Source organism: Nocardioides pini (assembly GCF_026712185.1).
Taxonomy (GTDB): domain Bacteria; phylum Actinomycetota; class Actinomycetes; order Propionibacteriales; family Nocardioidaceae; genus Nocardioides; species Nocardioides pini.
Genome location: NZ_JAPPUX010000005.1, coordinates 210,682 through 232,428 on the forward strand (window position 1 = coordinate 210,682; position 21,747 = coordinate 232,428).

Sequence of the window (21,747 nt, forward strand, 5' to 3'; positions counted from 1 at the left end):
CTCGTCGTGTCCGACGCCGCACTGCAACCTCTCACGATCGTCGAGATCCAGCGCCGGGTCGGCGAGGAGCTGGACCGCATCGGGTCGGTCATCGACGAGCTCGGCGCCCTGTTCACGGCCGCCGGCGAGGAGCTGGCGCTGGTCGGCGGCCCGGTCCGCGACGCGATGATCGGCCGGCTGCAGAACGACCTCGACTTCACCACGTCCGCCCACCCCGACGTCACCGAGCGCCTGGTCTCCGACTGGGCGGACGCCGTGTGGGACATGGGTCGCGACTTCGGCACGATCGGCTGCCGCAAGGGACCGTGGCAGGTCGAGATCACGACCTACCGCTCGGAGAGCTACGACCCCTCCTCGCGCAAGCCCGACGTCGACTTCGGCGACTCGCTCGAGGGCGACCTGGGCCGCCGGGACTTCAGCGTGAACTCGATGGCGGTGCGGGTGCCGGGCCGTGAGTTCGTCGACCCGTTCGGCGGGATCATCGACCTGGCCGAGCGGGTGCTGCGCACCCCCGGCGCCCCAGAGGACTCCTTCTCCGACGACCCGCTGCGGATGATGCGCGCCGCCCGATTCTCCGCCCAGCTCGGGTTCACCGTCGCCCCCGAGGTCGTCGCGGCGATGACCGCGATGGCCGCGCGGATCGAGATCATCTCGGCCGAGCGGGTCCGCGACGAGCTCGTCAAGCTGGTGTGCGCGCCCCACCCGCGCCTGGGGCTCACCCTGCTCGTCGAGACCGGCCTGGCGTCGTACGTCCTGCCCGAGCTGCCCGCCCTCGCCCTCGAGCGCGACGAGCACCACCGCCACAAGGACGTCTACGAGCACACGCTCACCGTCCTCGAGCAGTCGATCGACCTCGAGCACCGGCTGGGCGGCGGCCCCGACTTCGTCGCGCGCTTCGCGGCGCTCATGCACGACGTCGGCAAGCCGAGGACCCGGCGCTTCGAGAGCGGCGGCGTCGTGACCTTCCACCACCACGACGTCGTCGGCGCCAAGCTGACCCGCAAGCGGATGAAGGCGCTGCGGTTCTCCAACCACGACATCGAGGCCGTCTCGCGGCTCGTCGAGCTGCACCTGCGCTTCCACGGCTACGGGTCGGGGGAGTGGACCGACAGCGCCGTACGCCGCTACGTCCGCGACGCCGGCGACCAGCTCGAGCGGCTGCACATCCTCACGCGCGCGGACTGCACCACCCGCAACCAGCGCAAGGCCGACCGCCTGCGCCGGACGTACGACTCGCTCGAGGAGCGGATCGCCCGGCTCTCGGAGGAGGAGGAGCTGGCCGCCATCCGGCCCGACCTCGACGGCAACCAGATCATGCAGGTCCTCGACATCGGCCCCGGCCGCGAGGTCGGCCAGGCCTACGCCTTCCTCCTCGAGCTCCGGATGGACGAGGGTCCGCAGACCCCCGAGCAGGCCGAGGCCGCCCTCCGAGCATGGTGGGCTGCCCGCTCCGGAGACTGACCCGTCGGGTGCGACCGGCACGGTGCAGGCAGTGGGTGGCCTGACGCCGAACGGCCCCCGTCCGGTCGTGGACGGGGGCCGTTCGTGGTCGTGCGTGCGGTGTCGGCGCTCGGCGGGCGGGCGCCGCCTTACGTCACTCGCCCTTGATGAACTTCTCGAGCTCGGCGCGACCGATCTCGTCGGCCATCTGCACCGGCGGGGACTTCATCAGGTAGGCCGAGGCCGGGAGGATCGGGCCGCCGATGCCTCGGTCCTTGGCGATCTTCGCCGCGCGGACCGCGTCGATGATGATGCCGGCCGAGTTGGGGGAGTCCCAGACCTCGAGCTTGTACTCCAGGTTGAGCGGGGCGTCGCCGAAGGCACGACCCTCGAGGCGGACGTAGGCCCACTTGCGGTCGTCGAGCCACGCCACGTAGTCGGAGGGACCGATGTGGACATTCTTGCTGTCGATCTTGTCGGCGAGCTCGCCCGTGAGGTTGGACGTCACGGCCTGGGTCTTGGAGACCTTCTTGGACTCCAGGCGCTCACGCTCGAGCATGTTCTTGAAGTCCATGTTGCCGCCGACGTTGAGCTGGTAGGTGCGGTCCAGCGCGACGCCGCGGTCCTCGAACAGCTTGGCCATCACGCGGTGGGTGATGGTGGCGCCGACCTGGCTCTTGATGTCGTCACCGACGATCGGGACGCCGGCGTCCTCGAACTTCTTGGCCCACTCGGGGTCGGAGGCGATGAAGACGGGGAGGGCGTTGACGAAGGCCACGCCGGCGTCGATCGCGCACTGGGCGTAGAACTTGTCGGCCTCCTCCGAGCCCACCGGGAGGTAGGACACGAGGACGTCGACCTCGGCGTCCTTGAGCGCCTGGACGACGTCGACCGGCTCGGCCGCCGACTCCTCGATCGTCTGGCGGTAGTACTTGCCGAGGCCGTCGAGCGTCGGGCCCCGCTTGACCTCGACGCCCAGGGTCGGGACGTCGGTGATCTTGATGGTGTTGTTCTCGGATGCGTTGATGGCCTCCGACAGGTCCTTGCCGACCTTCTTGTCGTCGACGTCGAAGGCGACCACGAACTCCACGTCCTTGACGTGGTAGTCACCGAACACGACGTGCATGAGCCCCGGGACGGTCCCTGCGGGGTCCGCGTCCTTGTAGTACTCGACGCCCTGGATGAGGGACGTGGCGCAGTTGCCCACTCCCACGATCCCTACTCGTACCGAACCCATGGGGCTCTCCTTATCTGTGCTGGGTCTTCTCGCTGCTGGACGGTGGTGCTGGTCAGATCGGGTGCTCGGTGCCGGTGCGGTCGGCGGGCCGGTCGGCAGCGCCGGCATGCTCGTCGCCACGTTCGGCCCGGATGAGGTCGGAGAGCCAGCGGACCTCGCGCTCCACCGACTCGACGCCGTGGCGCTGGAGCTCCCCGGCGTAGCGGTCGACCTCGGCCTGGGTGCGGGCCAGCTCGGCCTGGACCCGGGCCAGCCGCTCCTGGAGGCGCGAGCGGCGCCCCTCCAGGACCCGCAGGCGGATCTCCATGTCGGTGGAGGAGAAGAACGCGAACCGGATGTCGAAGTTGTCGTCCTCCCACGCGGTGGGGCCGACCTCCGACATCAGGCGCTGGAACTGCTCGTTGCCGGCCGGCGTGACCTCGTAGACGATGCGCGGCCGGCGGCTCGTCGGCGTGGTGGTGGCGCTGACCTCGGTGATGAGGTTGGCGCGCAGCATCTTCTTCAGGGCGGGGTAGAGCGAGCCGTAGGACAGCACCCGACCCCATCCGAGCATCAGGTTGAGCCGCTTGCGCAGCTCGTAGCCGTGCATGGGTCCCTCGTGCAGCAGCCCGAGGACTGCGAGCTCGATGGTGTCTCCACGGCGTGCCATGTGACCTATCGTACTGATATATCCGTCCACGACGAATCGGGGTTGTCGCACCCCTCCCCGTAACCTGTTCCCCCGTGAGTGCTAAGAAGCGGCGGGCCGACGGCAAGGCCCAGACCCGGCGGCCGGTGAAGCGGCGCACGGGCAAGCAGCGGGCGGCCAGCATCGCCAAGATCCTGGCGGTCGTCGCCGTCGTGGGTGCGCTGGTGCTCGGCGGGGTCGTCGTCGTCCTCTACCAGGCGATCAGCATCCCGGAGCCCAACGAGGACTTCGAGGCACAGACCACCTTCGTCTACTACCGCGACGGCGAGCAGCAGCTCGGCACCTACTACGAGGACCAGAACCGGGTCTCCATCCCGCTGGCCCAGATGCCCGAGACCATGCAGGACGCGGTGGTCGCCGCGGAGAACCAGACCTTCTGGACCGACAAGGGCCTCGACCCCAAGGGCATCCTCCGCGCCCTCTTCTCCAACGCCCGCGGCAACGCGCGCCAAGGTGCGTCGACGATCACCCAGCAGTACGTCAAGATCCTCTACCTGACCAGCGAGCAGAGCTACAAGCGCAAGATCCGCGAGGCGGTCGTGTCGCTGAAGATCCAGCAGGAGCTGAGCAAGGAAGAGGTGCTCGAGGGCTACCTCAACACCATCTACTTCGGTCGCGGCGCGTACGGCATCGAGGCTGCCTCCGAGGCCTACTTCGACCACCCGGCCAAGGACCTCAACCTGCGCGAGTCCGCGGTGCTCGCCACCGTGCTCAACAACCCCTCGAAGTACGACCCGGCCAACGGCAAGGACGCCAAGGACGACCTGAAGGGTCGCTACGCCTACGTGCTCGACAGCATGGCCGAGATGGAGACCATCACCCCCGAGCAGCGCGACAAGGCGCTGAAGAAGCTACCGAAGTTCCCCAAGATCGCGGCGCAGAGCCAGTTCGGCGGCCAGCGCGGCCACATGCTCGCGCTCGTCAAGCAGGAGCTGCTCGCCAAGGGCATCGCCTCGGAGGAGGAGATCGACGGCGGTGGCCTGCGCATCACCACCACCTTCGACCCGCAGGTGATGAGCGACGTCGAGGAGGCCGTCGAGGAGCAGCGCCCCGACGCCGGCATGCCCGGTCCGGCCGGCAACAAGGACCTCCACATCGGCGCCGCGACGGTCGACACGAAGACGGGCGACCTGCTCGGCTTCTACGGCGGCCAGGACTACCTCGAGTCGCAGATCAACTGGGCCGTCGCCGGCGGCATGGCGGGCTCGACGATGAAGGCGGCCACCGACGTCGCCGCGATCCGCGACGGCTTCTCGCTCAACGACACCTTCGAGGGCAACAGCCCCATCGACATCGCCGGCACCGAGTTCGAGAACCAGGGCGACACCGACTACGGGTCGGCCGTCTCGATGATCACCGCCACCGAGAACTCCATCAACACCGCGTTCGTGGACATGGTCGACTCGATGGACGACGGTCCGCAGAAGGTCATCCAGGCCGCGGAGGACATGGGCATCCCGGGCAGCGGCGGTGCGAAGTGGGGCATCCCGCGGAAGTCCGGCGACATGCAGGAGAACGTCGGCGTGACCCTCGGCACCGCCCAGGTGAGCCCGATCAACATGGCCAACGCCTACGCCACGCTGGCCAACGGCGGCACCCGCAACGAGGTCCACGTCGTGCAGAAGGTCGTCGACAAGGACGGCGAGGTCCTCTACGAGTCCAAGGACCGCAGCAAGCAGACGGTCGACACCGACATCACCTCCGACGTCAGCTACGCCCTGCAGCAGGTGGTCTCGAGCGGCTCCGGGACCGAGGCCCTGGCCATCGAGCGTCCGGCGGCCGGCAAGACCGGCACCGCCACCAACGACGACGGCGGCGTGTCGTCGTCCTGGTTCGTCGGCTACACCCCGCAGGTCTCGACGGCCGTGATGTACGTCCGCGGCAAGGGACGTGAGTCGCTCGACGAGCCGCGGCCCGACGGGGCCGACCTCTGGCTGCCCACCAGCTCCGACGGCAAGTCCGGGTACTTCGGCGGCAACTACCCCGCCAAGACCTGGACCTCGATCATGGGCCGCGTGATGGAGGGCAAGGAGGTCGAGGACTTCCCGGAGCCGGTCTACGTCGACGGCGACGCGCCGGAGGAGGGCCACGACTACACGCCGCCCCCGCCGCCGCCGTCCCCGTCCCAGACCTCGCAGGCGCCGCAGCCGTCCAACACCCCCACCGAGACGGCCGGTCCGCCGACCGAGACGCCCACCGAGACGCCGACCGAGACGCCGACCCCGACGGAGACGCCGGTGCCGACCGAGACGCCGGTGCCGACCGAGACGCCCGTGCCGACGCCCCCGCCCCCGCCCCCGCCGCCCCCGCCGACGGAGACGCCGACCACCCCGCCGCCCAGCGGGCGCTCCCAGCTGCCCTCGTCACTGGCCGACGTCCGACCCTGAGCAGCACCGTGGACAGCCTCGCGCGCGCCGACGACCCCACACCCGCGGTCGTGCCCGGCCACCGCGAGGCTCCCACGCGCACCGACCCGGTCGCCGCGGCGATGTCGGAGGTCGTCGGCGGGCCGCTGGGCGACCACGCCGGCGGGCACCCGTGGTGGGGTCCCGCCCGCGTCCTCGCCGGTGCGACCGCGCTGACCCTCGCCGCCGGCATGCTCAGCAAGACGGCCTGCGTGCCGACCGGCTGGGGCAATCGGGACCAGCCCTTCACCGAGCTGTGCTGGACCGACCTGGCCGGGACGTCGGTCGACGCCGGGACGCCCCCGCGGGTCGCCACGTGGGCGCAGCGCGTCGCCGAGTGGCTGCCCGGCGCCGGCACGGTGGCGACGACGGCCGTCCTGGCCGTCGTCCTCGCCGCCCTGGCCCTGCTGGCCACGGCGCTGCTCGTCCGCGTCGACGCGCGCCGGCCGTGGGCGGCGGCCGGGTGGGCACTCGGGCCGGTCCTCCTCGTCCACTGGCTGTCGTGGGAGCTGGTGGCCGCCGTGGGGGTCGCGGTGCTGCTGTGGGGCTGGACCTCGGGCCGCGCGTGGCTCGCCGGCGTCGGAGCCGGGGTGGGAGCGGCGTTCGCGCTTCCGGTCGCCGTCGCCTTCCTGGGCGTGGTCGCCGTGGGCGGTCGGTGGCGGAACCGCGTCGACGCGTTGCTCGCCGCAGCCGCTGCCTACGTCGTGGTGACGCTCCCCGGCCGCGCGACCGCCGAGACCCCGGACATCGGGTCGGTCTGGTTCCTGCTGGGCCGGACGGGCGCCGGCGCATCGGCCGCCACGCGCACGACCGTCCAGGTCCTCGTCGTCGCGCTGGCGGCGGGTGCCGCGTGGTGGCTGGTCCGACGGGCCGGGCGGCCGACGCCGCTCACCGCCGCCCGCGCGGGCCTGATCCTCGTGGTCGCGGCGCTCGTCGTCGCGCCGTCCGCCCCGCCCGAGACCGCGCTGCTGGTGCTGCCGCTCGCGGCGATCGCCGTACGCCGCTGGCGCGACCTGCTGGTGTGGCAGGCGCTCCACCTGGTCAGCTGGGTGCTCACCGGCTGGTACGTCGGGCAGGCCCTCGTGCCGACCGTGGCCGACGACTCGCGTGCCTACTGGCTGGCGGTCGCGCTGCGGGTCGTCGGGCTGCTCTGGCTAGTTGTCGCCGTGCTGCGGGACGCCGACGCCTCAGGCGATGAAGACCCGGTCGAAGTCGGTCGCGGTGAAACGGACCCGGACCTCGATGTCCTCGCCGACGCACGGGACCCGCGCCCCTGACGGGACGAAGAGCATCGACGCCTGCATGTGGGGCGGCTCGGCGAACAGCCGCTGCTTGCCGTCGATCGAGAACGGCGAGCGCACGAAGCCGACCGCGTCGAGGCCACCACGGGCCAGGGTCGCTGCGCGCGCCTTGAGCGACTGGTCCCCGGTCGGTGCCTCGAGGCCGATGCCGTGGGCGGTGCCGCCGCTGACCACGACGATGTGGCCGTGCTTGGGGGCGCTCCGGCCGCGGTAGCCGAAGGTGTCGCCGCGCTCGACCTCGTGCACGTCGAGGACCGTCGCGGTCACCGACAGGGCGCCACGGTCCCCGAGCCACAGGTCGGTGCCGATGCGGGGCCGGACGGTGAAGTCGGGGTAGGTGGTCGCGAGCCTGGCCAGCTCGGCCTCGGTGAGGTGGGAGACGAAGACGGTGCGCGTCGGCAGGCCCGAGGCCACGACGTCGTTGATCAGCCGGCTCACCTCGCCGAGGTGCGAGGTGGTGTTGAGCGGGAGGTGCATCGCCACGCCGCGCAGGCCGCTGCGACCGGACCCGAGCGTCGCTGCCGCCGCGGCGAGGTCGCGTCGCGTCATCCCGTGCCGGAGCATCGAGGTCAGCTGCTCGAGCACGAACCGAGCCTCGGGGTGGCGCTCCCGCAGGTCGACGAGGTCCTCCGGGCGGCTGACGGTGTGCACCACCCGCGACGCGAGCCGGGCGTCGAGGTCGAGCGCCGCCCCGAACGGGCGCCACGGGGTCAGCACGAGGAGGTCGCCCGCGTAGCGGCTGGCGGCGTCGCCCACCTCGTCGTAGGTGCCGACCGCGATCGTGTCGAGCGCCGCGCCGGTGTCGTCGGCGTGGTCGGCCAGCCACTGCGCCCGCCGGGCGAGCCGCGCGACCGAGAGGCCGTAGCCGTTGCCCTTGGCGACCGGGACGATCCCGGGGTGCGCCCGGACCGTCCGGAGCAGGTGCGAGCGCCACCGCTCCCCGTCCACGTTCAGGGTCAGGCTCATGCGCGAACTCGCTTCGCTCCGTGCGCGCACGAGGCACGAGGGGCGCTGTGCTCGCTCATGCCCGCCTCGAGAGGTAGAGCTGGAACGCCTTGTAGATGGCCCGGTTGACCGGCAGGTCCCACTCACCGGCGTACTCGACGGCCTGGCCGCCCGTGCCGACCTTGAACTGGATCAGCCCGACGTGGGAGTCGTCGGCGTCGAGGGTCTCGGTGATGCCGCGCAGGTCGTAGACGTGGGCCCCGGCGTCGAGGGCGTGGCGCATCATCGCCCACTGGACGGCGTTGGAGCCGCGGACCTCGCGCTTCTCGGTGGAGGACGCGCCGTAGGAGTACCAGGCGTGGGTGCCGACGCGGATCCCGATGGTCGCGGCGACGAGGTCGCCCTCGTGGCGGGCGAGCCACACCTGGATGCGGCCGGGGTCCTCGGCGGCGAGCGCGTCGTACATCGTCTCGAAGTAGGACAGCGCGCGCGGGGTGAAGTGGTCGCGCTCGGCGGTGTGGACGTAGAGGTCGTGGAAGGCCTTGAGGTCGGTGCGCTCGCCGAGCGTGACCTCCACGCCGGCCTTGTCGGCCTTCTTGATGTTGCGGCGCCAGAGCTGGTTCATCCCGGCGAGGACGTCGGCCTCCGAGCGCGGCTGTCCGTCGTCGTCGACGAGCGGGACCTGGAAGTTGAACTGCGGCTGCCCCGCGCTGAAGCCGCCCTCGGCCGACTGCTGCTGCCACCCCAGCTCGTGGAGCTGCGCGATCACCCGGGCACCGTCCTGGGTCCGCTCGAGCGGGGGTACGTCGCCCAGCCGGCGCACGGACTCGTCGGCGATGCCGGCCTTGACCTGCTCGGCGGACCAGCGGCGGGTGACCACGGGCGGGCCCATCCGCACGGCGAAGGCGCCCTGCTCCTTGAGGTGCGCGACCATCGGCGCCAGCCACGCGTCGAGGTCGTCGCCCGACCAGTCGATGACGGGACCCTCGGGCAGGTAGGCGAGGTAGCGCCGGACCCTGGGCAGCTGGCGGTAGAGGACGAGGGCCGCTCCGACGAGGTCGGTGCCGCGGAACCAGCCGATGGACTCCGCACGCCACTCGGCCTTCACGCTCGCCCAGCCGGGGGTCTGCAGGAAGCTCGCGGACGACCGGCTCGCGATCAGGTCGCGGTGCTGCTGGACGGAGATCGGTCGCAGCGTCAGGGGGGTCGTCACCCCGGCAAGGCTACAAGGGACCAGACACGACCCCCGTACGTGTCTGGTCCCTCCGCAGGTAGAGACGCGGGAGGGGCGCAATTGGTTGCGCCGCTCCCTGGATCCACCGGCAGATGTCGGTGCGTGTCTCCCTCCCACCCGACCGGGTGTGCGGTTCGGGGAGGTATCCCGAAGACCGTCAGGAGACGGTCAAGACCGGGACAAGGTTGGCCTGATTGTGCTAGCGGCCCGTACCACCCGAGCCGCGGGCGGCGTTGAAGGAGTAGGGGGGCGGCGCGGTCCGTGGGAGACCGGTGTCGCCGCTCCCCGTCAACGACGGCGCACCTGCGCCGCGACCTGATCCTTTTTTGGGGGACACCGCATGCTCTCGACCGAACACCACCGCCTCGCACCACGACTGGGGCTTGCTGCCCTCGTCTGCCTCGGAGCCGTCGCCGGCTCGCCGCTCGCCGCCCAGGCCGGGCCGCAGGGCAACAACGGCACCGTGAAGGTCGCCCCGTACGGCGACATCGACACCATCCCCGAGAACAACCCCCACGTCGGCTGCACCTTCCAGCTGGAGTGGTACGGCTTCGACGCCAACGTGATCTCGACGGTCCTCTTCGAGGAGCAGGCACCGACCACCGGTGTCGGCATGACCGTCGCGGGGGACACCACCGTCCAGCTCGACAACGACCCCGGGGCCGGGGCGGGCAACGACGGCTTCGACGGGTCGCAGGCCTACACCCTGTCCTTCACGGGTGCGCCGCACCCGCAGCAGGGCTACCACGTGAAGCTCACCATCAACACCCCGGAGTCCAACGGCGCGACCGTGAAGCACAAGGTCTTCTGGGTCGAGGGATGCACCCCGCCGCCGCCCACCACGACTCCGCCGACGACTCCGCCGACGACTCCGCCGACGAGCCCGCCGACGAGCCCGCCCACGAGCCCGCCCACGAGCCCGCCCACGAGCCCGCCCACGAGCCCGCCCACGAGCCCGCCCACGAGCCCGCCCACGAGCCCGCCCACGAGCCCGCCGACGAGCCCGCCGACGAGCCCGCCGACGAGCCCGCCGACGACCGCTCCGACCACCGGGCAGACGACGCAGCCGCAGCAGGGCGAGGACTCCGAGTCGCCCGAGGTGCTGGGGGTCCAGGCCTCCAACGGTCCCAACGGTTCGGGCCCCGGCGCCAGCCAGGGCGGGACCGGCCCGACGTCCTCGGCTCCGCAGCAGCAGCTTCCGACCGCGGTCAACGCGGGAGCCGACGGGTCGACCCCGGTCGGCCCCAGCCCGGTGCAGGTCATGCTCGGCCTGCTGATGGTGCTGATCGGCGGGGCGGCTGCCCGACTGGGGTGGCACCGCATCCGTGCGTGATCCCCGCCGTCGTCGCCTGACGACGCTCCTGCTGGGAGCAGCCGCACCCGCGCTGGTCGTGAGTGGGCTGTTCCTGGCGGGCGGCGGGCTCCAGGCGTCGGCACCGTCGCCGGACCCGGGGGCACAGGCCGTGCCCCCACCGGCGATCCGGGTGGCCGGACCGTCCGCGACGTCGTCGCCCACACCATCGCCCAGCTCGACCGCGGCGGCGTCGCGCGCGCCCGGCGTACGACCCGAGGTGCTCGTCGTGCCCGCGCTCGGGGTGGAGGCGCCGGTGGTGCCGATCAGCACCGAGGACGGCGCGCTGACGCCACCGTCGGACCCGCAGCAGGTCGGCTGGTGGTCCGGGGGCGCCCGACCCGGCGCGTCGCAGGGTGCCGCCGTCGTCACGGGGCACACCGTGCACACCGGCGGCGGGGCCTTCGACGACCTCGAGACCCTGGCCCCCGGCGACCGGGTGCGGGTGCGCTCGGGAGGCGACGAGCTCGCCTACCGGGTCGGGTCGGTCGAGGTGCTGAGCCGCGACGAGCTGGCACGGCGGAGGGTCGACGTCTTCGGCCGGGCCGGGGCGCCGCGCCTGGTCCTCGTCACGTGCGAGGACTGGGACGGCACCGCCTACCAGAGCAACGTGGTGGTCACGGCGCAGCCGGTCGACTGATCAGAGGTGCTCGCGCAGCCAGGCGAAGTCGGCCCGGTGCTCGCTCGCACCACCCGGAGTCTCGCAGATGACGGGCGCTCCCGCCTCGCGCACGACGCCGGCGAACTCGTCGGGCGGCAGGTGGCCCTGCCCGAAGTTGGTGTGCCGGTCGGCGCCCGAGCCGAAGGTGTCGCGCGAGTCGTTGGCGTGGACGAGGTTGATGCGGCCGGTGATGCCGCGCACCTTCTCCACCGCGTCGCCGAGCTCGATGCCACCCGCCCAGGCGTGGCACGTGTCGAGGCAGAAGCCGACGTCATCGGATCCCTCGGCCGTGGAGATCGCGTCCCAGACGCCGGCGATGCGGTCGAGGTGGCGGGCCATCGCGTTGTCGCCGCCGGCGGTGTTCTCGATGAGCAGCGGGACCTTGATGTCGGTGGCCTCGACGGCCTTGCGCCAGTTGTCGAACCCGACAGCCGGGTCGTCGCTCTTGTTGACGTGACCGCCGTGCACGATCAGGCCCTTCGCGCCGATCTCGGCGGCCGCGTCCATGTGCTGCTGGAGCAGCTTGCGGCTCGGGATCCGGATGCGGTTGTTGGTCGTGGCGACGTTGACCACGTAGGGGGCGTGGACGTAGAGGTCGACGCCGGCCTCATCGGCCGCCGCGCGCAGAGCCTCCGCGCCACCGGCGAAGCGGACCTCCGGCCCCTTGTAGCCCTGCGGGTCACCGAGGAAGAACTGCACGAGCGTGGTCCCACGCGCGAGCGCCTCGGCGATCGGGTCGGTCTGCTCGACGTGGGCGCCGATCGAGAGGGACGTGGCGGGGGAGGTGCTCATGCCGACCAGCCTAGGAGCACCCACAGACACCCGGCGACCACGCCGACCAGCCCGGCGACCGCGGCCCAGCCGAGCCAGTCGACGGCCGTGCCGACACCCACCGACGTACGGCGCCCACGTGGTCGTGGTCCGATCCGGTCGGGCACCGGTGGCCCAGCCGGGGGCGGCACCGGCAGTCGTCGGAGCAGGCGCAGCGCCGCCTCGGCGGTCGCGATGCGCTGCTCGGGGTCGTCGACGAGCAGCCGCTCGACGAGCGGCCGCAGCGGGTGGGACGGGACGGCGCCCTGCCGCGCGGGTGGCTCACCGGTGACGAGCTCGAGCGCGACGCGACCGACCGCGTAGAGGTCCTGGGTCGGCTCCGGCGGCGCACCACGCGCCTGCTCGGGAGCCATGTAGCCGTCGGTGCCGATCGCGCCGGGCACCGTGGTGAAGCGGCGGTCGGCGACCGGGGCGGCGACGCCGAAGTCGCCGAGCCGGAGGTGTGGCGGGCCGTCGCCGGTCGCCTCGAGGAGCAGGTTGGCCGGCTTGACGTCGCGGTGCACGAGCCCGGCCCCGTGGACGGCCGCCAGGCCGAGCAGCAGCTGCTCGACGAGCAGGGCGCACGTGCCGGGGTCGAGCGGACCGTGCTCGCGGAGCAGGTCGGCCACCGAGCCGCCGGCGACGAGCTCCATGGCGAGCACGACCAGGTCGTCCTCGGCGGCCCAGCCGTGCGGCGCCACCACGTGCGGGTGCCGCACCCGGACGGCCTGCTCGCGCACGAACCGGGCCAGCAGCGCCGAGCCGTGGCGACCGAGCACCTTCAGCGCGACGTCCTGCCCGGTGCGCAGGTCGTGCGCGCGCCACACCGAGCCCATCCCTCCGGACCCCACCTGGTCGAGCAGCCGGTAGCGACCCGCCACCACCGTGGCGGTCCGGGGCGCGGGGCGCGTGGTGCGCGAGGGAGGGGTCGCCGGCACCCCTCGACGCTAGACCGGGCGAGCGGTCGCGGGACGCTCCTCCACAGGTGGACCACGACGATTCCAGCCGCCGGGGCCGCCGCTGATAATCTTCTGCGGTTGCCTTCGGGCGACCGCGGCGCACGACCCACGTCGTACCCCCGCCGCGAACGCACAGTCCTCCTGCCACGGAGAGCCCGTGGCCGCTCTAGCCCAGAGGAGGTGGAGACCGCTATGCGTGCCTATGAAGTGATGGTCATCCTCGACCCGAGTCTCGACGAGCGCACCATCGAGCCGTCGCTCGACAAGTACCTCAACGTGATCCGCAAGGACGGCGGCTCGGTCGAGTCCGTCGACGTGTGGGGTCGTCGCCGGATGGCGTACGAGATCAAGAAGAACGCCGAGGGCATCTACGCCGTCGTCACGCTGACGGCCGAGCCCGCGACGGTCAAGGAGTTCGACCGCCAGCTCACGCTGAACGAGTCGATCCTGCGCACGAAGGTCATGCGTCCCGACGCCCACTGATCGCCCTTCCGGGCGTCTGTGGAAACACCCTTCCCGCTGTCGGTGAGTGCCTGTTTGATGGGCGCATCACCGGGAGCACCCGGATCAGCAGGACATTCTGAGGAGACCTGACATGGCAGGCGAGACCACGATCACCGTCATCGGCAACCTCGTCGACGACCCGGAGCTGCGGTTCACCCCCTCGGGGGCCCCCGTCGCCAACTTCCGGATCGCGTCGACGCCGCGCACCTTCGACCGCCAGAGCAACGAGTGGAAGGACGGCGACACGCTGTTCCTCTCCTGCGCTGTCTGGCGCCAGGCCGCGGAGAACGTCGCCGAGTCCCTCCAGCGGGGCATGCGCGTGATCGTCCAGGGTCGCCTGAAGTCCCGCCAGTACGAGACCCGCGAGGGTGAGAAGCGCACCGTCTTCGAGATCGACGTCGAGGAGGTCGGCCCGTCGTTGCGCAGCGCATCGGCCAAGGTCACCAAGACGACGCGACAGGGCGGCGGTGGCGGCTACTCCGGCGGCGGTGCCGGTGGCGGCTACTCGGGTGGTGGCGGTGGCGGGCAGCAGTCCGCTCCGGCCGACGACCCGTGGGCCAGCCCGGCGCCCTCGCAGCAGGGTGGCGGCGCCTGGGGCGGACAGTCCCAGGGCCAGCAGGGTGGCGGTCAGTCCGCTGCGCCCAACGACCCGTGGGCCACGCCCGGGGTCAACGGCGGCAACGACGAGCCCCCGTTCTGATGAGCGACCCACTGCCGAGCGGAGCGAGGCAGTGACAGGTCGCCAGGTCGAGCAGCCCCACGGCTGAGCTCGCGAAGCCGTGACCAGGGCGTGTCGAGACCCCTCGACCACGATCCGGCAGCTCAAGCAAGACATTCCGAAATTCCATTCCGTCCCTGATTGCCTTCAGGGCCGGGCTCACTGAAAGGGAGCACCACAATGGCCAAGGCAATTCTGCGCAAGCCCAAGAAGAAGGTTTGCCAGTTCTGCAAGGAGAAGGCGACCGGTGTCGACTACAAGGACACCACCCTGCTCCGCAAGTTCATCTCCGACCGCGGCAAGATCCGCGCCCGCCGCGTGACCGGCAACTGCGTCCAGCACCAGCGTGACGTGGCCATCGCCGTCAAGAACGCGCGCGAGCTGGCCCTGCTGCCCTACACGTCCACCGGTCGCTGAGAGGAGCACGGGACATGAAGCTCATCCTGACCCAGGAGGTCGACGGCCTCGGCGCCCCCGGTGACGTGGTCGAGGTCAAGGACGGCTACGGCCGCAACTACCTCGTCCCCCGTGGCCTCGGCATCCGCTGGACCCGTGGCGGCGAGAAGACCATCGAGTCGATCAAGGCCGCCCGCACCGCCCGCGCGGTGCGCGACGAGGACCACGCCAAGGACGTCAAGGCCAAGCTCGAGGCCAGCGCGGTCAACGTGAAGGTCCGCGCCGGTGAGGGCGGCCGTCTGTTCGGCGCCGTCACCACCACCGAGATCGCCGACGCGATCACCGCCGTCTCCGGCGAGAAGGTCGACCGCCGCACCATCGTGGTGGTCAACCCGATCAAGTCGCTCGGCGCCCACGAGGTGGCCGTCAAGCTGCACGACGAGGTGTCCGCCACGGTGGCCCTCAACGTCGTCCCCGCCTGACGCGACCGACGTACGACACCACGGCCCGCCGCCCCTCAGGGGTGGCGGGCCGTGCTGCATCCGCTGGGTCGTCCCCTCGCAGCGGCGGTGGTCAGCGCCCGCTTCCACGGGTCGCGGCGGGGAACCGGTTCGGGCGTGCGACGACCGCGTCGAGGACGACCGGCCTGGCACTGAGCGTCTCGATGACGATGCGCCCGGTGCGGATGCCGGAGTAGCGGTCGATGACGACGTGCTGCGTCATCGGTGCCTTCGGGCCGGCGAGGTCGACGACGTGCCAGTCTCGCTTGCCCACCCGCACCCGCACCTTGCCGTGGCCGCGGCCGGTGGCGGCGAGCAGCCGGAGCTCGCCGACCGTGGTGCGCGGCAGCACGAGCCGCGCGCCGCGGCGCGAGGCCCTGATCGCGTCGCCGCGGACGTAGCCGGGACCGGTCACCCTGGCCCAGCCCCGCTGGCGGGTGAGGTTGCGCGGCACGAAGAACTCGATGGGCTCCGACCAGGCGCTGGCGTTGCCGGCGGCGTCGAGGGTGCGTGCGGAGAAGCGGTGCCGCCCGGCGGCAGGGTCGGGGAGCTCCCAGCGGCCGCCGGTGCAGGGGACGGGTCGGTCGTTGTCAGTGCACTCGAACCGCGAACCGGCCTCGCTGCTGTTGAGCCGGATCGGCACGCCCGCCCCGGTGACGACCGGCTGCGTCGGGGTGATCTCGTCGTACGACGTCCCGGTGACGAAGACGAAGGGGGCTCGGGTGTCCTGGCCCCAGGTGAACGTGGCCGGGGTGGGGTCCTCGTCGGGGGTGTCCTCCACCGTGGGCGGGAGCAGCGGAGCCGTGTCGGGGGTACGGGCGCGGTCGCCGAGGTCGACGGCGCGGGCCTCGAGGACGTAGGTGCCGGCCGCGGCGTCCGGCAGGTCGGCGTACGTCACCGGGCTGGTGCAGGCGCGCCAGTCGTGGGCCTGCGGCCCGCCGGTCAGCCGGCACTCGAGACCGAAGGGACCCTGGTCGCCGTCGGAGACCTGCCAGCCGAGGGTGAAGGTCATCGAGGACACGGTCACCAGCCCGGCGCCGTTGGGTGCGGTCGAGGCCGTCAGCGTGGTCTCGGGCGAGGTGCTGTCGTCGCAGCCGTTCTGCAGGACGCTCGGCGCGGTCTCGTCGACGCAGCCCGGGGTCGCGCCCGCCGGCGCCGCGGCCAGCGGCACCAGCGCGCCGCCGAGCAGTCCGAGCACGGCCACCCGGCTCGCGGTGCGGTGTCGAAGCATGGGTCCTCCCTCGTGTCCGGCGCGCTCCCGTGCGCCCTCACGGGGTCAACGAGCGGACGCCGCTCCGGTCACGAGCCACCGGTCGCTGCGTGCGCGCCACGAGAGCAGCACGCCGCGGGCACCCATGAACACGACGGTCATCGCGACCCAGACCGCGACCAACCCGTTCGGGAGGGTCGCCGCCCAGAGCGCGGCCGGCGCGTACGCCACCAGCACGACGATGCCCGCCCAGGCGAGGTAGGCGCCGTCGCCGGCGCCGATGAGCACCCCGTCGAGGACGAACACCAGGCCGGCGACCGGCTGCCCGACCGCGGCGACGAGCAGCACCGGCACGAGGAGGTCACGCACCGCGGGGTCGGTGGTGAAGAGCGCGCCGATGAACGGGGACACCGCGGCGAGCGCGAGCCCGGCGACCACGCCGCTGCCCCAGCCCCACTGCACCATCCGGCGGGTGAGGCGGCGGGTTCCGTCGACGTCGCCGCCGCCCAGCGCGCGGCCGGTGAGGGCCTGGGCGGCGATCGCGATGGCGTCGAGCGCGAAGGCGAGGAAGCTCCACAGGGTGATCGCGACCTGGTGGGTGGCGACGTTGACGTCCGTGGCCCCGGTCCCCACCCGGGTCACGGCGTACGTCCCGACCAGCAGGCAGGCGCGCAGGGCGAGCGTGCGGACGACGAGGGCGACGGCGGCGTGCGCGGCGGCGGCGATGCCCGCGCGGTCCGGGCTCAGGGGGGCGTCGTGCTCGCGGGCGGCGCGGACCACGACGACGAGGAACCACAGCGCGCTGATCACCTGGGCGAGGACCGACCCGATGGCCGACCCGGCGATCCCGAGGTCGAGGCCGTAGACGAGGACGACGTTGAAGAGGATGTTGAGCCCGTTGCCGACGACCGCGACCAGCAGCGGCGTCCGCGTGTCCTGCAGGCCGCGCAGCACGCCCGTCGCGGCGAGCATGACCAGCAGCGGGGTGGTCCCGAGGAAGGCGATGGAGAGGTAGGTCTCGGCCTGGTCGGCCACCTCGGCCCCGGTGTCGAACACCCCGACGAGCGTCGGGGTGAGGGCGATGCCGCCGACGGTCGCGACCACGCCGATGATGACGGCGAGCCACACGCCGTCGACGCCCTGGGCGAGGGCGGCCCGGAGGTCGCCCGCACCGAGGTGGCGGGCGACGCTGGCGGTGGTGCCGTAGGCGAGGAAGACGCACAATCCGACCACCGTCTGCAGCACGACCGCGGCGACGCCGAGGCCGGCGAGCTCCGGGGTGCCGAGGTGGCCGACGATGGCAGCGTCGGACAGCAGGAAGAGGGGCTCGGCGACGAGGGCGAGGAATGCCGGGACGGCCAGTCGCAGGATCTCGCGGTCTGTCTCCCGGTGGTCGGCCTTCACAGGTTCACCCTAGGAACCCCGCAGATCTCCTCGATTCCGGGGCGTCATAGCGACGGGTGTGCCCGACGTACATAGCTCGTTGGGACTACCTGTGTATGGCCGTGTGGATGACGCGTGTCCAATGCTGGTCGAGGCGCGGGCGGCACCGGGGAACAGGCATCCTCCAGATGGCGGACAGGTGAACGGGCGGATGAGCGAACAATTTCGCCTCCACAGGGTGTGGGATGCGTTTGCGCAGGTCAGAGGCGTGGGGGAGGGGAAGTCCCGGACTTCCTCCACAGGGTCTTCCACGGTGTGTGCACCTGCACCAGCGTGTCGTCCACGTGTGTGCCCAGCTTGTCCACAGTGCCTGTGGATAACTTGGGGGCGTCGGCTTCCCACGAGGGGTGGCGAGCACGTACGGTCCTGCGCGGACCAGCAGTCCGAACTGCTGTGGACTCGGGTGCGAGCGGAGCCGGCAGCGATGTCGGCTCGATGTCAGTGGTCGTCCCTAACGTCGTGGTCAGTGGACCCGAGCGAGATGGAGGGAGCACCGGTGAGCGTCACCTTCGAGGGGGACACCGACGAGGCCTGGGGCGACGGACCGGCGGCCTACGAGCCGGGTGACTCGCCGCGCTCCGCGGGTGACCGGACGCCTCCGCAGGACAACGCGGCGGAGCAGAGCGTCCTCGGCTCGATGCTGCTGTCGAAGGACGCGATCGCCGACGTGGTCGACGTCATCAAGGGCGTCGACTATTACCGCCCCGCCCACGAGGTCATCCACGACGCGATCATCGACCTCTACGGCCGCGGCGAGCCGGCCGACCCGATCACGGTGGCCGCCGAGCTGCAGAAGCGCGGCGAGCTGGTGCGCATCGGCGGCGCCCCCTACCTCCACACGCTGTCGGCCAACGTCCCGATCGCGGCCAACGCCGGCTACTACGCCGAGATCGTGCGCGACAAGGCGATCCTGCGCCGCTTGGTCGAGGCGGGCACCCGCATCGCCGCCCTCGGCTACGCCGGCGAGGGCGAGATCGACGACGTCGTCGACCACGCGCAGGCCGAGGTCTACAAGGTCACCGACCGCCGCGCGGCCGTCGACTACGCCCCGCTGAGCGACATCATGAGCGGCGTCCTCGACGAGATCGAGGCGATCGGCAACCGCGAGGCCGGCCTCTACGGCGTGCCCACCGGCTTCGCCGACCTCGACGACCTCACCAACGGCCTCCACTCCGGCCAGATGATCATCGTGGCCGCGCGTCCCGCCATGGGCAAAAGTACGCTCGCCCTCGACTTCTGCCGGGCGGCGTCGATCCACAACAACCTCACCAGCGTCTTCTTCAGCCTCGAGATGACGCGCTCGGAGATCATGATGCGCCTGCTCTCCGCGGAGGCGAAGGTGCCGCTCAACCACATCCGCAACGGCACCATGCGCGACGACGACTGGGAGAAGCTCGCCCGCAAGATGGGCCAGGTCTCCGGCGCCCCGATGTTCATCGACGACAGCCCCAACATGACGATGATGGAGATCCGCGCCAAGGCCCGCCGGCTCAAGCAGCGACACGACCTCAAGCTCATCGTCATCGACTACATGCAGCTGATGAGCTCGGGCAAGAAGGTCGAGTCCCGCCAGCTCGAGGTCTCGGAGTTCTCCCGCAACATCAAGCTCCTCGCCAAGGAGCTCGAGTGCCCCATCATCGCGCTGTCGCAGCTCAACCGTGGTCCCGAGCAGCGTGGCGACAAGCGCCCGATGATGAGCGACCTGCGTGAGTCCGGCTCGCTCGAGCAGGACGCCGACATGGTCATCCTGCTCCACCGCGACGACGTCTACGAGAAGGAGTCGACCCGCCCCGGCGAGGCCGACCTCATCGTTGCCAAGCACCGCAACGGCCCCACCCGCGACCTCACCGTCGCCTTCCAGGGCCACTACTCCCGTTTCGTCGACATGGCGCAGGGCTGAGCGGCTCTCGCTGCCGTCGCTGCGTGCCGCACCTCCTCTGCCTCGGGACAGAGAGGGGTGCGTCTGCAGGCAGAGGTCCGGACCGTCGCACAGGCGTAGCCTGCGGGAATGACGGGTCGCGAGGCCGAGCAGGCGCACGACCACGGAGCGTGGGCCATGCTGGGCCGTCGGCTGTCGCCCTGCCTGGACCTGGCGATCGGGCTGACCGCGGCAGCACTGTCCGTGGCGTCGTTGCTCGGCACCGACGTGGGCAGCGTCGACGCGCGGCTCGAGCCCGCCGACCCGTTCTCGGTGGCCGCCACGCTCGTGGCAGGACTGTCCCTCGCTTGGCGTCGGCGGCGCCCGGTGGCCGCGTTCGTCGTGTTCGTCACGTGCTGCCTCCTCGTGACCCTCACCGGCCACTACATCGGCCTGCTCTCGGTGCTGCTGCTGTTCAGCCTCTACTCGCTCGCCGCACACAGTCGACGCAGGAACGGCGTGACCGGCCTCGTGCTCTGCCTGCTCGTCTTCATCGGCCTCGCCCTCCTGGACGTCCCCGACCTGGGCACGTCGGACCTCCTCCAGGCGTGCGCGCTGCTGCTCACGGCGTGGGCCCTCGGCGACGCGATCCGCTCGCGCCGGACCCAGCAGTCGGAGCGGCTGCGGATCGCCGAGCAGGAGGCGGCCACCGCCCGCGAGCTGGCGGCGCGCGCCGTCGTCGAGGAGCGGCTGCGGATCGCCCGCGAGCTGCACGACATCGTCGCGCACAGCATGTCCCTGATCGCCGTGCAGGCGGGCGTCGGCGGTCATGTGATCCGCAGTGACGTCGCCGCTGCCGAGCGTGCGCTCGAGATCATCGCCGAGACCAGCCGCGACGCGCTGACCCAGACCCGCTCGATGCTGGGCCTGCTCCGGGCCGACGACGCCGACCCGGCAGCCGCCCCGCTGCAGAGCATCGATGAGCTCGAGGACCTCGTGCGCGGCGTGCGCGCGGCCGGCGTCGACGTCGTCCTGACCGTCACCGGTCCGGTGCGCACGCTCGACACCGCCATCGAGCTGACCGCCTACCGCATCGTTCAGGAGTCCCTGACCAACGTGCTCAAGCACTCCGGCGCGCAGTTGGCGCGGGTCACGGTGGCGTATGTCGACGACGGGGTCGACGTCGAGGTCACGGACGGAGGTCGTGGGGGATCGCCGGCTCGGGCCGGCACCGATGTCTCGAGCGGGCACGGCCTCACGGGCCTGCGTGAGCGGGTCCGGCTGCTGGGCGGCACCCTCGAGTACGGCGCCCCCGGCGGGGTCGGGTTCCGGGTGGCGGCGCACCTGCCCTCGTCGATGGTGGTGGCGTCGTGATCCGGGTGGCGGTCGTCGACGACCAGGAGCTGGTCCGTTCCGGTTTCGTCGTGCTCCTGGGCTCCAGCCCCGACATCGAGGTCGTCGGTGAGGCGGGTGACGGGGCCGGGGCATGGGAGCTGTGTCGCCGCACGACTCCCGACGTGGTCCTGATGGACGTCCGCATGCCGAGGATGGACGGCCTGGAGGCGACTCGCCGGATCATGGCCGACCCGCGATGTGCCGGCACGCACGTGCTGGTGCTGACGACGTTCGACGAGGATGCGCTCGTCCACGAGGCGCTGCGTGCCGGTGCGAGCGGCTTCCTGCTCAAGGACACCAGGCCGTCCCGGCTGCTGGATGCCGTCTCCGTCGTGGCGGCGGGTGACGCGCTGCTCGCGCCATCGGTCACGCGTCGATTGATCGAGCAGTTCGCGACGCTGCCGAGCCGGCCGGTCGCCTCGACCGACGACGGCCTGACCGATCGTGAGCGCGAGGTGCTCGTCGCCGTGTCGTCCGGCCTGTCGAACCAGGAGATCGCCGACTCGCTGCACATGGGCTACGGCACCGTGAAGACCCACGTGAGCCACCTGCTCACCAAGCTCGGGTGCCGGGACCGCGCGCAGCTGGTGATGCATGCCTACGAGTCGGGGCTGACCGTCCCCGGGAGCCGATGACCTCTGCCCCGGGTCCCGACCCGCGAGGTCCTCGGACAGATGTGCGGCACCCTCCGC

General features: G+C 71.8%; 20 protein-coding genes. 12 read left to right on the top strand and 8 right to left on the bottom strand.

Annotated features, from left to right (window positions below; translation table 11 throughout):
* Positions 1-6: 6 nt before the first annotated feature.
* The gene (locus NYO98_RS17880) at positions 7-1,461 is read left to right on the top strand and encodes a CCA tRNA nucleotidyltransferase (RefSeq protein WP_268113105.1); all 1,455 of its coding nucleotides are present in this window, start codon (positions 7-9) and stop codon (positions 1,459-1,461) included.
* A gap of 133 nt (positions 1,462-1,594) precedes the next feature.
* Here the strand turns inward: NYO98_RS17880 and NYO98_RS17885 are convergent, their stop codons facing one another.
* Entirely contained in the window at positions 1,595-2,677 is a 1,083-nt protein-coding gene (locus NYO98_RS17885) for an inositol-3-phosphate synthase (protein WP_268113106.1), read from the bottom strand.
* A 52-nt stretch (positions 2,678-2,729) separates the two neighbouring features.
* Complete coding sequence (locus NYO98_RS17890; RefSeq protein WP_268113107.1) at positions 2,730-3,326, bottom strand: PadR family transcriptional regulator; 597 nt, start codon at positions 3,324-3,326, stop codon at positions 2,730-2,732.
* Between the two features lie 74 nt (positions 3,327-3,400).
* Here NYO98_RS17890 and NYO98_RS17895 point away from each other — a divergent pair, with 74 nt between their 5' ends.
* Both NYO98_RS17895 and NYO98_RS17900 read left to right on the top strand, forming a co-directional pair.
* Positions 3,401-5,752, top strand: coding sequence for a transglycosylase domain-containing protein (locus tag NYO98_RS17895; protein WP_268113108.1), 2,352 nt, complete (start codon positions 3,401-3,403; stop codon positions 5,750-5,752).
* Positions 5,753-5,760: 8 nt separating this feature from the next.
* Positions 5,761-7,047 (top strand): hypothetical protein, encoded by a 1,287-nt coding sequence (locus NYO98_RS17900; protein ID WP_268113109.1) that lies wholly within the window; start codon positions 5,761-5,763, stop codon positions 7,045-7,047.
* Here NYO98_RS17900 and NYO98_RS17905 read toward each other — a convergent pair.
* Positions 6,958-8,037, bottom strand: coding sequence for an alanine racemase (locus NYO98_RS17905; RefSeq protein WP_268113110.1), 1,080 nt, complete (start codon positions 8,035-8,037; stop codon positions 6,958-6,960). The two genes, NYO98_RS17900 and NYO98_RS17905, sit on opposite strands and share 90 nt — an antisense overlap.
* A 55-nt stretch (positions 8,038-8,092) precedes the next feature.
* On the bottom strand, positions 8,093-9,229 hold the full coding sequence (locus tag NYO98_RS17910) for a lipid II:glycine glycyltransferase FemX (protein ID WP_268113111.1): 1,137 nt from the start codon (positions 9,227-9,229) through the stop codon (positions 8,093-8,095).
* A 361-nt stretch (positions 9,230-9,590) separates the two neighbouring features.
* Here NYO98_RS17910 and NYO98_RS17915 point away from each other — a divergent pair, with 361 nt between their 5' ends.
* Together NYO98_RS17915 and NYO98_RS17920 are read left to right on the top strand one after the other, a co-directional pair.
* The gene (locus NYO98_RS17915; RefSeq protein WP_268113112.1) at positions 9,591-10,583 is read left to right on the top strand and encodes a hypothetical protein; all 993 of its coding nucleotides are present in this window, start codon (positions 9,591-9,593) and stop codon (positions 10,581-10,583) included.
* A complete protein-coding gene (locus NYO98_RS17920; RefSeq protein ID WP_268113113.1) occupies positions 10,576-11,241 on the top strand; it encodes a class F sortase in 666 nt (221 codons plus the stop codon). The genes NYO98_RS17915 and NYO98_RS17920 overlap by 8 nt, the downstream gene beginning before the upstream one ends.
* Here the strand turns inward: NYO98_RS17920 and NYO98_RS17925 are convergent, their stop codons facing one another.
* Together NYO98_RS17925 and NYO98_RS17930 are read right to left on the bottom strand one after the other, a co-directional pair.
* Positions 11,242-12,054, bottom strand: coding sequence for a deoxyribonuclease IV (locus NYO98_RS17925; protein ID WP_268113114.1), 813 nt, complete (start codon positions 12,052-12,054; stop codon positions 11,242-11,244).
* Positions 12,051-13,010 (bottom strand): serine/threonine-protein kinase, encoded by a 960-nt coding sequence (locus NYO98_RS17930; RefSeq protein ID WP_268113115.1) that lies wholly within the window; start codon positions 13,008-13,010, stop codon positions 12,051-12,053. The genes NYO98_RS17925 and NYO98_RS17930 overlap by 4 nt, the downstream gene beginning before the upstream one ends.
* 213 nt (positions 13,011-13,223) lie before the next feature.
* Between NYO98_RS17930 and rpsF the strand changes: the two genes are divergently transcribed.
* From rpsF to rplI, 4 genes are all read left to right on the top strand, one after another.
* Positions 13,224-13,514 carry a 30S ribosomal protein S6 gene (rpsF, locus tag NYO98_RS17935; protein ID WP_268113116.1) on the top strand — a complete coding sequence of 97 codons (291 nt, stop codon included), beginning with the start codon at positions 13,224-13,226 and terminating at the stop codon, positions 13,512-13,514.
* A gap of 112 nt (positions 13,515-13,626) precedes the next feature.
* Entirely contained in the window at positions 13,627-14,235 is a 609-nt protein-coding gene (locus NYO98_RS17940) for a single-stranded DNA-binding protein (protein WP_268113117.1), read from the top strand.
* Positions 14,236-14,433: 198 nt separating this feature from the next.
* The gene (rpsR, locus tag NYO98_RS17945; RefSeq protein WP_056603689.1) at positions 14,434-14,670 is read left to right on the top strand and encodes a 30S ribosomal protein S18; all 237 of its coding nucleotides are present in this window, start codon (positions 14,434-14,436) and stop codon (positions 14,668-14,670) included.
* Between the two features lie 14 nt (positions 14,671-14,684).
* On the top strand, positions 14,685-15,131 hold the full coding sequence (gene rplI / locus NYO98_RS17950; protein ID WP_268113119.1) for a 50S ribosomal protein L9: 447 nt from the start codon (positions 14,685-14,687) through the stop codon (positions 15,129-15,131).
* A gap of 91 nt (positions 15,132-15,222) precedes the next feature.
* Here rplI and NYO98_RS17955 read toward each other — a convergent pair whose 3' ends face one another.
* Both NYO98_RS17955 and NYO98_RS17960 read right to left on the bottom strand, forming a co-directional pair.
* Positions 15,223-16,380, bottom strand: coding sequence for a hypothetical protein (locus tag NYO98_RS17955; RefSeq protein WP_268113120.1), 1,158 nt, complete (start codon positions 16,378-16,380; stop codon positions 15,223-15,225).
* A 45-nt stretch (positions 16,381-16,425) separates the two neighbouring features.
* Entirely contained in the window at positions 16,426-17,763 is a 1,338-nt protein-coding gene (locus NYO98_RS17960) for an MATE family efflux transporter (protein ID WP_268113121.1), read from the bottom strand.
* A gap of 535 nt (positions 17,764-18,298) precedes the next feature.
* On the opposite strand from NYO98_RS17960, the gene dnaB reads away from it, so the two are divergent.
* The 3 genes from dnaB to NYO98_RS17975 all read left to right on the top strand — a co-directional run bounded on the left by dnaB (position 18,299) and on the right by NYO98_RS17975 (position 21,690).
* Positions 18,299-19,702 (top strand): replicative DNA helicase, encoded by a 1,404-nt coding sequence (gene dnaB, locus NYO98_RS17965; RefSeq protein WP_268113122.1) that lies wholly within the window; start codon positions 18,299-18,301, stop codon positions 19,700-19,702.
* Positions 19,703-19,810: 108 nt separating this feature from the next.
* On the top strand, positions 19,811-21,034 hold the full coding sequence (locus NYO98_RS17970; RefSeq protein ID WP_268113123.1) for a sensor histidine kinase: 1,224 nt from the start codon (positions 19,811-19,813) through the stop codon (positions 21,032-21,034).
* A complete protein-coding gene (locus NYO98_RS17975; protein WP_268113125.1) occupies positions 21,031-21,690 on the top strand; it encodes a response regulator transcription factor in 660 nt (219 codons plus the stop codon). The genes NYO98_RS17970 and NYO98_RS17975 overlap by 4 nt, the downstream gene beginning before the upstream one ends.
* The last annotated feature ends 57 nt before the right edge of the window (positions 21,691-21,747 follow it).

Excerpts from the sequence above, each read along its gene's own strand:
- NYO98_RS17885 (WP_268113106.1), bottom strand. The coding sequence starts at position 2,677 with ATGGGTTCGGTACGAGTAGGGATCGTGGGAGTGGGCAACTGCGCCACG.
- NYO98_RS17890 (WP_268113107.1), bottom strand. The coding sequence starts at position 3,326 with ATGGCACGCCGTGGAGACACCATCGAGCTCGCAGTCCTCGGGCTGCTG.
- NYO98_RS17905 (WP_268113110.1), bottom strand. The coding sequence starts at position 8,037 with ATGAGCCTGACCCTGAACGTGGACGGGGAGCGGTGGCGCTCGCACCTG.
- NYO98_RS17915 (WP_268113112.1), top strand. The coding sequence starts at position 9,591 with ATGCTCTCGACCGAACACCACCGCCTCGCACCACGACTGGGGCTTGCT.
- NYO98_RS17925 (WP_268113114.1), bottom strand. The coding sequence starts at position 12,054 with ATGAGCACCTCCCCCGCCACGTCCCTCTCGATCGGCGCCCACGTCGAG.
- rpsF (WP_268113116.1), top strand. The coding sequence starts at position 13,224 with ATGCGTGCCTATGAAGTGATGGTCATCCTCGACCCGAGTCTCGACGAG.
- NYO98_RS17940 (WP_268113117.1), top strand. The coding sequence starts at position 13,627 with ATGGCAGGCGAGACCACGATCACCGTCATCGGCAACCTCGTCGACGAC.
- rpsR (WP_056603689.1), top strand. The coding sequence starts at position 14,434 with ATGGCCAAGGCAATTCTGCGCAAGCCCAAGAAGAAGGTTTGCCAGTTC.
- rplI (WP_268113119.1), top strand. The coding sequence starts at position 14,685 with ATGAAGCTCATCCTGACCCAGGAGGTCGACGGCCTCGGCGCCCCCGGT.
- NYO98_RS17955 (WP_268113120.1), bottom strand. The coding sequence starts at position 16,380 with ATGCTTCGACACCGCACCGCGAGCCGGGTGGCCGTGCTCGGACTGCTC.
- NYO98_RS17970 (WP_268113123.1), top strand. The coding sequence starts at position 19,811 with ATGACGGGTCGCGAGGCCGAGCAGGCGCACGACCACGGAGCGTGGGCC.